The sequence below is a fragment of the Mycobacterium sp. SMC-19 genome, from assembly GCF_045310815.1.
Lineage (GTDB): Bacteria > Actinomycetota > Actinomycetes > Mycobacteriales > Mycobacteriaceae > Mycobacterium.
Window position 1 is genome coordinate 67,424 of the sequence record NZ_JBJIAM010000010.1, and the last position, 10,814, is coordinate 78,237.

The following is a 10,814-nucleotide window of genomic DNA, read 5'->3' on the forward strand; positions in this document are numbered from 1 at the left end:
TTTCGATATATGTCAATGAACTGTGTCATGATGGATGCATGCCCAAAGCGCTGCCGGTGATCGACACCACCTCGCCGGTGTGTTGCGCCCCGGTCGCCGCGGGGCCCATGACTGACGCTGACGCCTTGCAGATCGCGTTGCGGCTCAAGGCGTTAGCGGATCCGGTTCGGGTCAAGATCGTGTCGTATCTGTTCAGCTCGACGGCCGGAGAGCAGAAGTCCGGCGACCTGGCCGCGGTTTTGGGCTTGAGTGAATCCACCGTCAGCCACCACCTGACGCAGCTGCGTAAGGCCGGTTTCGTGGTGTCGGACCGGCGGGGGATGAACATGTTCCACCGGGTGCGTCCGGATGCCTTACAGGCTTTGTGCGCGGCCCTGGACCCCAACTGCTGTACCTAGAGGGGTGTTCAGCGGCTGGCCTTGATCACCTGGGCGAAGGTGAACTGCCAGCGTTCCACGACGTAGAAGCCCAGCGCGCGCAGCATCCGGCCGTCGGGGGTACGGGCGAATCGGGCGCCCACCGGCAGCGCGACGGCCGCTTGGTGGGCCGGCAGACTGCGGTCGTGATCGGTGATCGCCCAGATCGCCGGGCATCGGTCGAACTGGTCTTTGAGTGCCCACACCGCGAGGTGGCCGTCCCACAGCCGCCCCAGGGTTTGGCGATGCGGCCCCAGGCCGGGGTCGGTCAGTTTCGCGAACGCCTCGGGACGCGCGGCGGTCAGCGCCCGGATCGGGCCGGGTAGCCACCTGGTGGTGTTGTCGATCAGCAGGCAGTCTCCCGGCTGGGCGTGCGCGACGATCACGTCGGCCACCGCGCTGTAGTCCCAGCCCTTTTCTTTGGTGTAGCGATCGCGTTGATTGGCAACGTAATTGGGCGCCGCCGCGATCGCCAGCAGTGCGACGACGCCGATGACGACGCGGCGCGAGCCGGCGATCGTGGTGACCGCGATCGCCAGCGCGATCGCCATCGCCGGAGCCGTGCCGATCAAATACCGCGGGTAATAAACAGGTTTCACCAGCACCGAATAGGCCAGCGTGGCCACCGTCGGGATCACCATCCAGGTCACGCACAGCACCGCCAGTCGACGCGTGTCGGCCTCGGGAGCCTGTCGGGTGCCGTTCCGAACGGCGACGACGGCGCCGACCAGCACCAGCCACGCCAGGATGGCGAACGGCACACTGTTGTCGAAGTACTGCTGCTGGACGATCTCGATGACGGTGCGTGGATTCAGCGGCCGGATCCAGGCCACCTGCCGGATCTGCCCCTGGCCGAACCACAGGAACGGGGCCAGCGTGGCCAGCGCGATACCTGCCGCCGCAGCCCATCTCCGTCTCGCCGAACCCTCGCCGCCCACCTCACGCAGCGCCACTGCGTGGACCGCGATCAACAAGACGGTGAAGGTGTTCAGCAGCGTCGCCGCCACGACCGCTACGCCGTAGCCCACCCACAGGCGCACGGTGTTGCGCCGGGCCGCGGCCACCCACAGCACGGTGAGCCAGACCGCGGCCATCGCGGAGAACGCGTACGGGCGCGCCTCGACGCCCGCCCATGTCATCCGCGGCAATATCGCGTAAAGCGCACCGGCGCACACCGATACCTGCCGTCCGGTGAACCCGCGTGACAGTACGACCACACCGGCGGCGCCGGCTCCGACCGCCAGACTGCTCGGCACCCGCGCCCAGAACTCGGTCGCGGGGAAGACCGCGAACCAGCCGTGCATCACCAGGTAGTACAGCCCGTGCACCGCGTCGATGTGGGTCAGCATTCGCCACAGCTCCGGTAGTGAACGGTGCGTCGCCGCCGAGATGGTGGCCGCTTCGTCGAACCACAGCGACGGCCGGCTCGCGCCGATGGCGCTGATCAGCGTTGCCGCGACGGCGATTACGGTCGCATCCGGTGAGCGCGGCGTGCGTGGCGGACACGGTGGCGGGCCCGCATCGATCCGCACCGGTGCCGGGTTCAGAACCTGGCTCAACGGCGTGCGCTGTCGGTCGCGGTGACGGTGATGACATTCCACGCTACCGTTCGACACGGCATGTCAGCTACGTCACGAGGGCCGATACGCGGGGTTTCCTGGCCGGTCAGAGGGTTGTGCGCGCCGCGCCGCAAATGACATGTGACGCCAATCGCCCCCATCGGGGCCGTCGACGCGTTAATGTCGCCATGGCTCAATTTGCGAACAGGCGACAAATGCACCGGGAGGGTTACGAATGAGCGGCTACAAGACCGTGGTGGTCGGTACGGACGGCTCGGACTCGTCGCTGCGCGCCGTCGACCGCGCGGCCCATCTGGCGTCCGGTGAAGGCGCGAAGGTCGTCATCGCCACCGCCTACCTGCCGCACGCCGACGACCCCCGCGCGGCGGACGCTCTGAAGGACGAGGGCTACAAGGCGTCGGGCAATGCCCCGATCTACGCCATCCTCAAGGAGGCCAAGGAGCGGGCCATCAATGCCGGCGCCTACGAGGTCGAGGAGAAGGCCATCGTGGGCGCTCCGGTCGACGCGCTGGTGGAGCTGGCGGAGTCGGTCAACGCCGACCTGCTGGTGGTCGGCAACGTCGGCCTGAGCACCATCGCCGGGCGGCTGCTCGGTTCGGTTCCGGCCAACGTGTCGCGGCGCTCCAAGATCGACGTGCTGATCGTTCACACCACCGGCTAGCCGGCGGGTTCACCAACCCCGCTCGCGCCACTCCGCCAGGTGCGGGCGCTCGACCCCCAGAACGGTGTCATCGCCGTGCCCGGGATAGACGACGGTGTCGTCACCGAAACGGTCGAACACCTTGCGGCTGACGTCACCCAGCAGACGCTCGAAATCCCCGGGCTGCCAAGTCTTTCCAACGCCGCCCGGAAACAGGCAATCGCCGGTGAACAGTTGCGTCACACCACCGGTGGCCGCGCCGTCCAGGGCCAGCGCCACCGATCCCTCGGTGTGGCCCTGCAGGTGGATCACGTCGAAGGTCAGGTCGCCGACGGTCACGGTGTCGCCGTCGGCCAGGGTGCGGTCCGGGGTGACCGGCAGCGGCTCGGCGTCCAGGGCGTGCGCGGCAGTCGGAGCCCCCGTGGCCTCGGCCAGCGCGGTCAGCGCCTGCCAGTGGTCGAAGTGCTGGTGGCTGGTGACGATCAGTGCTACGTCCGGGGCGTGCTCGCGCACCAGCGCCACCAGGTTCTCGGCGTCGTTGGCCGCGTCGATCAGCAGCGTCTTGCCGGTGTTGGTGCAGGTCACCAGGTAGGCGTTGTTGTCCATCGGGCCCACCGAGGTCTTGATGATGGTGGCCCCGGGCAGGGTGCGCCTGGCCGCGGTTCCGGGTTCGACGTGTCCGGTGTAGTTGTCGTCCACCGCGATCTGGGAGGTCATGCCCGTCACGGTACTGGCCCTGAGCTGGTTGTCGGTAGGGCCACCTAGCATGGACCCGTGGCTGACCGGCTGATCGTCAAGGGTGCGCGGGAACACAATCTGCGCAGTGTGGATCTGGACCTGCCGCGTGACGCGCTGATCGTGTTCACCGGGCTGTCCGGATCGGGTAAATCGTCGCTGGCCTTCGACACCATCTTCGCCGAGGGCCAGCGTCGCTACGTCGAATCCCTGTCGGCCTACGCCCGCCAGTTCCTTGGCCAGATGGACAAGCCCGACGTCGACTTCATCGAGGGACTGTCGCCGGCGGTGTCCATCGACCAGAAGTCCACCAACCGCAACCCGCGCTCGACGGTCGGCACCATCACCGAGGTCTATGACTACCTGCGGCTGCTCTACGCCCGCGCCGGGACCCCACACTGCCCGGTCTGTGGCGAGCGGATCGCCCGCCAGACCCCGCAGCAGATCGTCGACCAGGTGCTGGCCATGGACGAGGGCCTGCGGTTCCAGGTGCTGGCGCCGGTGGTGCGCACCCGCAAGGGGGAGTTCGCCGATCTCTTCGAGAAGCTCAACACCCAGGGCTACAGCCGGGTGCGGGTGGACGGCGTGGTGCACTCGCTGACCGATCCGCCCAAGCTCAAGAAGCAGGAGAAGCACGACATCGAGGTGGTCGTCGACCGCCTGACGGTCAAGGAGTCGGCCAAGCAGCGGCTCACCGATTCGGTGGAGACTGCGCTGGGGCTGGCCGACGGCATCGTGGTGCTGGAGTTCGTCGACCGGGACGACGATCACCCGCACCGCGAGCAGCGGTTCTCCGAGAAGCTGGCCTGCCCCAACGGACACGCCCTGTCCGTCGACGACCTGGAGCCGCGGTCGTTCTCGTTCAACTCGCCCTACGGGGCCTGCCCGGAGTGCGTGGGCCTGGGCATCCGCAAGGAGGTCGACGCCGACCTGGTGGTGCCCGACCCGGATCGCACCCTGGCCGAGGGCGCGGTGGTGCCGTGGTCGATGGGCCCCACCAGTGAGTACTTCACCCGGATGATGGCCAGCCTCGGTGAGGCGATGGGCTTCGACGTCGACACCCCGTGGCGCAAACTGCCGGCCAAGGCCCGCAAGGCGATCCTGGAGGGCTCCGACGAGCAGGTGCACGTGCGCTACCGCAACCGGTATGGCCGGACGCGCTCGTACTACACCGATTTCGAAGGTGTGATGGCGTTCCTGCAGCGCAAGATGGAGCAGACCGAATCCGAGCAGATGAAGGAACGCTACGCCGGATTCATGCGTGACGTGCCGTGCCCGGAATGTGCCGGCACCCGGCTGAAGCCGGAGATCCTGGCGGTGACGATGGCCGCGGGCGACTATGGCAGCAAGTCCATTGCGCAGGTCAGTGAGCTGTCGATCGCGGACTGCGCGGACTTCCTCAACGCCCTGACCCTGGGCCCGCGCGAGCAGGCCATCGCCGGGCAGGTGCTCAAGGAGATCCAGTCCCGGCTGAGTTTTCTGCTCGACGTCGGCCTGGAGTATCTGACGTTGTCCCGGGCCGCTGGAACGCTCTCCGGTGGTGAGGCGCAACGCATTCGGCTGGCCACCCAGATCGGCTCGGGTCTGGTCGGGGTGCTCTACGTGCTCGATGAGCCGTCGATCGGGCTGCATCAGCGCGACAACCGGCGGCTGATCGAAACCCTGGTGCGGTTGCGCGATCTGGGCAACACCCTGATCGTCGTCGAGCACGACTTGGACACCATCGCGCACGCCGACTGGATCGTCGACATCGGCCCGGCGGCCGGTGAGCACGGCGGCAAGATCGTGCACAGCGGTCCCTACAGCGACCTGCTGGCCAACACCGACTCGATCACCGGCGCCTACCTGTCCGGCGCGAAAAGCATTGCGGTTCCCGAGAATCGCCGGCGGGTGGATGCCAAGCGCCAACTCGGGGTCGTCGGTGCGCGCGAGCACAACCTGTCCGGTGTCGACGTGGCGTTTCCGCTCGGCGTGCTCACCGCGGTCACCGGGGTGTCCGGCTCGGGCAAGTCGACCCTGGTCAACGACATTCTGGCGACGGTGCTGGCCAACAAGCTCAACGGCGCCCGGCTGGTCCCCGGCCGGCATACCCGGATCACCGGCCTCGATCACCTGGACAAGCTGGTGCGGGTCGACCAGTCACCGATCGGGCGCACGCCGCGGTCCAACCCGGCCACCTACACCGGGGTGTTCGACAAGATCCGCACCCTGTTCGCCGCCACCACCGAAGCCAAGGTGCGCGGCTATCAGCCCGGCCGGTTCTCGTTCAACGTCAAGGGCGGCCGCTGCGAGGCGTGTACCGGCGACGGCACCATCAAGATCGAGATGAACTTCCTGCCGGACGTCTATGTGCCCTGCGAGGTCTGCCACGGGGCCCGCTACAACCGGGAGACCCTGGAGGTGCACTACAAGGGCAAGACCATTGCCGAGGTGCTGGACATGTCGATCGAGGAGGCGGCGGAGTTCTTCGAGCCGATCTCCTCGATCCACCGCTACCTGCGCACCCTGGTCGACGTCGGGCTGGGCTACGTGCGGCTGGGCCAGCCCGCGCCGACGCTGTCCGGGGGAGAGGCGCAGCGGGTGAAGCTGGCCTCGGAACTGCAGAAGCGTTCCACCGGTCGGACGGTCTACATCCTCGACGAGCCCACTACCGGACTGCATTTCGAGGACATCGCCAAACTGTTGGTGGTCATCAACGGTCTGGTCGACAAGGGCAACACGGTGATCGTCATCGAACACAACCTGGACGTGATCAAGACCGCGGACTGGATCGTCGACATGGGTCCCGAAGGCGGCGCCGGGGGCGGGACGGTTGTGGCCACCGGCACACCCGAGGACGTGGTGGCCGTGCCGGAGAGCTACACCGGCAAGTTTCTCGCCGAAATCCTCGGCGCACCAGCCAAACCCGCCGAGGCCGTCAAACGGCGGCGCAAGGCCAGCGCCTAGGGCCCGTGCTCGACTAGGCCGGCGGGGCGCCGAGGGTGACTCGCAAGTGCCGCACGACAGCGTCGGCCACCTCCGCTATCGGCTCCGTCTTGCCCGCAGCGACCCAGTCGGTGAGCCAAATCTGCAAGGCCGAGATGACCAGTGCCGCAGCGATTCGCGGAGGCAGGTGGGTGATCTGACCTGCATCCGCCGCGACCTCGGCCGCTCGGGTGATCATGTCCATACCCGTTCGCCACGCTGCCCGCTGACCACCGCGGCCCAATTCGGTTGAAGCCGATGCCCAGCTGAGGCCCTCATTGATGTGCAGCTGCAGAAAATGGGGGTGTGCTGCGAAGAATTCAACCTCGGCACGCGCTCCGACCAGGATCGCCTCAAGCGGGGAGCCGATTTCGTCGGTGCGTGCGCGCACGGCGGCGACGAACTCCTGCATGCGCGCGGCGTTGAGGGCGTCCCAGATCTCGTCCTTGCCGCCGAAGTACTTGTAGACCGTCGCCAGTGACACCCCGGCGGTCTTGGCGATGTCGCTCACCCGTGCGTCGGCGAAGCCGGTGCGACTGAACTCGTACTCGGCCGCGGCCACGATCTGCTGGTGATACATGGCCCTGCGTGCGTCGGCCATGTCGGCGACCGGCGGCGTGGATCGGTTCGTTCCCATGGCCACCCCCTGCTCTCGATCGACCGTTGGCCCAGTGTTCACGAGGTGCTACGGTGCCACAGTAATCATGATTCTGGGTAACAGAATCATGATTACTGCCGATCGAGACAGGAGAGGTGCGCTGATGGCGACCGCAGAGCTGAGCCGGGACAACTCACCGCAGATTTCGGCGACACTTCCGCGGTCGCGCGGACTGCGCATCGTCTGGCTGGTGGCTTTCGGCTCGCTGGCCCTGGCGTTTCCGGTGTACAGCTACTTGGCATTTCACAGCGGTCTCGACCGTCCCCTCATCGCCGACGCCATGGTCGTGCAGGCGACCGCTGCCTACTTCCTGGGCATTTTTGCGGCGTTCCTGCCGCTACCGTCGCTTCGGACGTGGACCCGATTTCAGCGCCTCCAGGCGGTGGTTCTGCCGTTCGTGATCTGCTCCTACGTCACGCATCTGAGCTGGGAGCTCGGCTGGCTGATCCTGCACAAGGCCATCGCCGGCGCCCGCGATGCGGCGTGGGCGTATCCCTGGTGGAACTACATCGACGGTGGTGACCTGCGCTACCTGGACGCCGAACCCAACTTCCTGATGATCGAGGTGCTGTCGGTGATCAATGCCTGCGTGGGCGTCACCGGACTCGTCCTGCTGTTCCGGTCCAAGTTCACCGACTACCGGGGAACCCTGCTGGTGATGTCGACGGCGGTCACGCACACAGTCCTGACCTGGTATTACTACGGCACCGAGATCCTCGCCGGCTTCCCGTCGATCAACACGGCCAGCTTCATGGATCTGGGCCTGAAGTTCATTCTGCTGAACAGCCCGTGGTTGATCGCGCCCTGGCTGGTGCTGGCCTGGGGGTACGCGATGCTCAAGAAGCAGTTCATCGCTTCGCGAGACGACGCCCTCAGCGCTGTGCCGCCTTCACCAGCGGCGACGGGAACCGCGGCGGAACCCGCACCCCGTCCAGCCACGCGGTGAGCTCGCGCGCCCGGCGCGCCAGCGCCTCGCGGGCGTCGGCGCCCGGGTCTTCGAGCAGCTGCAGCTGCACCTCGGCGGCCGCATTCTGATACCAGCCGCCGACGATCCGGCCGTTCCACCACACCGTGGGCCCGGCGTTGCCGTTGTTGTCGAAGAGTTGGCCGCGATGCTCGCCCAGATACCAGTCGCGCTGATACCAGCCCATCGTGGTGACATCGAGCCCCGGCAACAGCGCACCCCACGGCTCGACCTCGGGTTCGGGCTCCAGGTCGTCGGCCAGCGCATAGCCGGGCGTGCCGTGTAGGTCGACATCGACGGCGCCGATCTCACTCAGCGCCCTGCGGACCGCCGTCTTGGTGGTGCCGAACCACCACTTGATGTCCTCGGCGGTGGCCGGGCCGAACGCCCACAACCAGGTTCGGATCAGTTGGGTCTGCGCCGGCTCGGTGGTCAGCGGGGCACCGAGATCACCGAGCCAGCTCGCAGCGGTCGTCCACTGCGGCCGCGACGAGGTCCAGCCTCCGTCGTTGGGGCCCCGCACGATGTGGCCCTGCGCGCCGAGCACGGTCAGCGCGCGCGGCGCCAGATGGGTCTGGCCGCCGTAGGACTTACCGGGCGCGGGATCGTAGGTGCCGGCCAGTTCGGGCAGGGCCGCACGCAACGCGGCGCTGTTGGCTGGGCCGTTCTCCTCGAGGTGGCGTAGCACCGCGGCGGCGGCCTGGGTCAGCCACTTCTCGCCGTCAGCGGCCACACCCGCTTTGGCCACATCGGCGATCAGCCGGCGCCGCTCGGTGTCGGCCACCCGGTCGCTAGCCGCGGCCTGCACGGCGGGCAGATCGGCGGGATCGAACACCCACAGGGTGCGGCGCATCGCCAGATGCTTGACCAGTGAGCGCTTTTCATACAGTGCGTCGTTCAAGTCCGCCACGGCGAACTCCGAGCGTCGCGCCCACAGCGACAGGTACGGGGTCGCAGGATCGGTGGCGTGCAGCCCGACCAAGGTGGCCGCGATCCGGTCTATCGGCTCACCAGCGGCGTCGGGGGCAAGAAAATGCCGGCGTGCCAAACGGTTTCGCCGTTCGGCGATCGTGAAGGTCCGCACCGGTCAGTGCTCACCCTCGTGCATCGACTTGCGGATCTGCTCCAGCCGGTCGGCCGCCGCGCGCTGGCGGTCTTCGAACTCCTTCTCGACGGTGCGGCCCTCGGGTGTCTCAGAATCCAGCTCCTGGGCGCCGATCGAGGTCTCATAGCGGCGCTCGATCTTCTCGCGCACCGAGTCGAACGTCGGCACGCCGGCGTCGTCGTATCCGGTGTCGGGCTGCGGGTTATTCGGATCGTCACCCATGGTGGACACGTTACCGGCGGCGGGCGCTGCGCAGCGCGGACGCGGTCGCGACGCTGCCGGCCAGATTCGCCAGCAGGGCGGCATTGCGCGGTCGGGCGGTGATGCACCGCTCCTCGCCGAGCATCGCGCGGCTCACCGACTCGCGGGATGGACGTGGGGGACAGGTGCCGGCTCGGCAGCGTCTCGGGTCGCCACCACGGGAAGCCGAACCGATTGCACGCCAGGAGTATGCAGGTTGCCGGCCAGCCAGGGCAGGGCGTTGGCGAAGGCCCGCCCGGCGAACGGCCAGTCATGCTGGCCCGGTTCGGTGATCACGGCGCAGTCGATGCCGTTGGCCTGGCCCAGCGCGCACAGTGACCGCGCGGCGGCGAGTTGACCGCCGACATCGTTCGCCGCGGCACTGCCGTTGACCGCGAACCATCCCGAAACCCCGGAATACCGGCCGTGCTTGGCCATCACCGTCGCCGGGTCGAACGCCGCCCAGGCGTCGGCGCTGCCGCCGAAGAGCCGGCTGACGGTCTGGGAGCGGGTTCCCGCGTTGGGGCGAAGATCGCCGGCGATGTCCACGAAAGCGCTGAACTTGTCCGGGTGCATCGTGGTCAGGTCGATGGCACAGGTGCCCCCCATGGACCAGCCCACCACACCCCAGTGCGACGGTTCGGCGCTGACGCCGAAGTGCGAGATCACATACGGCAGCACGTCCTCGGTCAGATGGTCGGCGGCGTTACCGCGGGGCCCGTTGACGCATTCGGTGTCGTTGTTGAAGGAACCGCCCGAGTCGACGAACACCAGGACCGGGGCATTGCCGTGGTGGGCGGCCGCGAAGTCGTCGACGGTCTTGATGGCGCCGCCGGAGCGCAGCCAGTCGGCGGGCGTGTTGAACTCGCCGCCGATCATCATCACGGCCGGCAGTGCCGGCGGTGGACTTTGGGTGAACCACGCCGGCGGCAGGTACACCAGTTCGCCGCGGTGCTTGAAATGTGAGGCGTCGGCGGGAATCGACACCTGCAACACATGGCCGTGCGTGGGCAGTGTGCCCGCCCCGGCCAGCGCGGTTACCGCGGCGATGTCGCTCTGGTCGGGTAGCGGCCCGGAAGTCAGGTTGCCCCAGGCACTCTGGACGGTCGGGAAGTAGCCGACCCAGGCGTTAAGCGTCAATCCCGCGCTGAGCAGACACAGCGGCACCGCCAGCAGGGAGATGCCGCGGCGCCACCAGGCCGCGCCGCGCCAGCCCAAGACCAGCAATGCCGCGGCGGCGCCGGTCAGCGCGATCCACACCCACAGGGTGACTGGTGGCGGCTGGCCGGACAGGCCGTCGTCGGTGACGAACCAGTACGCGAACCCCGCCGCCGCCAGGCCCAGGCCGCCGATCAGCGGGAGCCGCAACAGCCAGCGGCGCGACCGCCAGCCCACGGCCAGGATCAGCGACAGCACCGCCGCCGCCTGCACCGTGACCGGAATCCAGCCGTGCATCAGCGAGGTGTGTTCGCCACTCGCCAAGATCACCCTTCCATGATGAACCGGAATGCC

At 67.8% G+C, this 10,814-nt stretch carries 11 protein-coding genes; 4 read left to right on the forward strand and 7 right to left on the reverse strand.

Features of this window, described 5'->3' with window-relative positions:
• Positions 1-38 precede the first annotated feature (38 nt).
• Positions 39-398: an Rv2640c family ArsR-like transcriptional regulator gene (locus tag ACJH5R_RS19695; protein ID WP_406759919.1), complete on the forward strand. Its 360-nt coding sequence runs from the start codon at positions 39-41 to the stop codon at positions 396-398.
• A gap of 8 nt (positions 399-406) precedes the next feature.
• Here ACJH5R_RS19695 and ACJH5R_RS19700 read toward each other — a convergent pair whose 3' ends face one another.
• Entirely contained in the window at positions 407-2,032 is a 1,626-nt protein-coding gene (locus ACJH5R_RS19700; protein WP_406782633.1) for a glycosyltransferase family 39 protein, read from the reverse strand.
• A gap of 178 nt (positions 2,033-2,210) precedes the next feature.
• Here ACJH5R_RS19700 and ACJH5R_RS19705 point away from each other — a divergent pair, with 178 nt between their 5' ends.
• Positions 2,211-2,657, forward strand: a complete 447-nt coding sequence (locus tag ACJH5R_RS19705; protein ID WP_406759921.1) for a universal stress protein — start codon at positions 2,211-2,213, stop codon at positions 2,655-2,657.
• 9 nt (positions 2,658-2,666) lie between these two features.
• Here ACJH5R_RS19705 and ACJH5R_RS19710 read toward each other — a convergent pair whose 3' ends face one another.
• Positions 2,667-3,353: an MBL fold metallo-hydrolase gene (locus tag ACJH5R_RS19710; protein ID WP_406782634.1), complete on the reverse strand. Its 687-nt coding sequence runs from the start codon at positions 3,351-3,353 to the stop codon at positions 2,667-2,669.
• Positions 3,354-3,410: 57 nt separating this feature from the next.
• On the opposite strand from ACJH5R_RS19710, the gene uvrA reads away from it, so the two are divergent.
• Positions 3,411-6,317 (forward strand): excinuclease ABC subunit UvrA, encoded by a 2,907-nt coding sequence (uvrA, locus tag ACJH5R_RS19715; RefSeq protein WP_406782635.1) that lies wholly within the window; start codon positions 3,411-3,413, stop codon positions 6,315-6,317.
• A 13-nt stretch (positions 6,318-6,330) separates the two neighbouring features.
• On the opposite strand, the gene ACJH5R_RS19720 is transcribed toward uvrA, so the two are convergent.
• Positions 6,331-6,972, reverse strand: coding sequence for a TetR/AcrR family transcriptional regulator (locus ACJH5R_RS19720; protein WP_406782636.1), 642 nt, complete (start codon positions 6,970-6,972; stop codon positions 6,331-6,333).
• A gap of 124 nt (positions 6,973-7,096) precedes the next feature.
• Here ACJH5R_RS19720 and ACJH5R_RS19725 point away from each other — a divergent pair, with 124 nt between their 5' ends.
• Positions 7,097-7,939 (forward strand): hypothetical protein, encoded by an 843-nt coding sequence (locus tag ACJH5R_RS19725; RefSeq protein ID WP_406782637.1) that lies wholly within the window; start codon positions 7,097-7,099, stop codon positions 7,937-7,939.
• Here the strand turns inward: ACJH5R_RS19725 and ACJH5R_RS19730 are convergent.
• Genes ACJH5R_RS19730 through ACJH5R_RS19745 form a run of 4 tightly spaced genes read right to left on the reverse strand, consistent with a single transcriptional unit; the run spans position 7,866 to position 10,757 of the window.
• Entirely contained in the window at positions 7,866-9,041 is a 1,176-nt protein-coding gene (locus ACJH5R_RS19730) for a winged helix DNA-binding domain-containing protein (protein WP_406782638.1), read from the reverse strand. The two genes, ACJH5R_RS19725 and ACJH5R_RS19730, sit on opposite strands and share 74 nt — an antisense overlap.
• A 3-nt stretch (positions 9,042-9,044) precedes the next feature.
• Positions 9,045-9,284, reverse strand: a complete 240-nt coding sequence (locus ACJH5R_RS19735) for a PspA/IM30 family protein (RefSeq protein WP_406759927.1) — start codon at positions 9,282-9,284, stop codon at positions 9,045-9,047.
• 10 nt (positions 9,285-9,294) lie between these two features.
• Positions 9,295-9,420 (reverse strand): hypothetical protein, encoded by a 126-nt coding sequence (locus ACJH5R_RS19740; protein WP_406759928.1) that lies wholly within the window; start codon positions 9,418-9,420, stop codon positions 9,295-9,297.
• Positions 9,417-10,757, reverse strand: coding sequence for an alpha/beta hydrolase (locus ACJH5R_RS19745; RefSeq protein ID WP_406782665.1), 1,341 nt, complete (start codon positions 10,755-10,757; stop codon positions 9,417-9,419). Before ACJH5R_RS19745 ends, ACJH5R_RS19740 begins: the two co-directional genes overlap by 4 nt.
• Positions 10,758-10,814: the final 57 nt, after the last annotated feature.

Coding starts and splice junctions, on each gene's coding strand:
- ACJH5R_RS19725 (WP_406782637.1), top strand. CDS start 7,097: ATGGCGACCGCAGAGCTGAGCCGGGACAACTCACCGCAGATTTCGGCG.
- ACJH5R_RS19695 (WP_406759919.1), top strand. CDS start 39: ATGCCCAAAGCGCTGCCGGTGATCGACACCACCTCGCCGGTGTGTTGC.
- ACJH5R_RS19710 (WP_406782634.1), bottom strand. CDS start 3,353: ATGACCTCCCAGATCGCGGTGGACGACAACTACACCGGACACGTCGAA.
- ACJH5R_RS19735 (WP_406759927.1), bottom strand. CDS start 9,284: ATGGGTGACGATCCGAATAACCCGCAGCCCGACACCGGATACGACGAC.
- ACJH5R_RS19745 (WP_406782665.1), bottom strand. CDS start 10,757: ATGCACGGCTGGATTCCGGTCACGGTGCAGGCGGCGGCGGTGCTGTCG.
- ACJH5R_RS19705 (WP_406759921.1), top strand. CDS start 2,211: ATGAGCGGCTACAAGACCGTGGTGGTCGGTACGGACGGCTCGGACTCG.
- ACJH5R_RS19720 (WP_406782636.1), bottom strand. CDS start 6,972: ATGGGAACGAACCGATCCACGCCGCCGGTCGCCGACATGGCCGACGCA.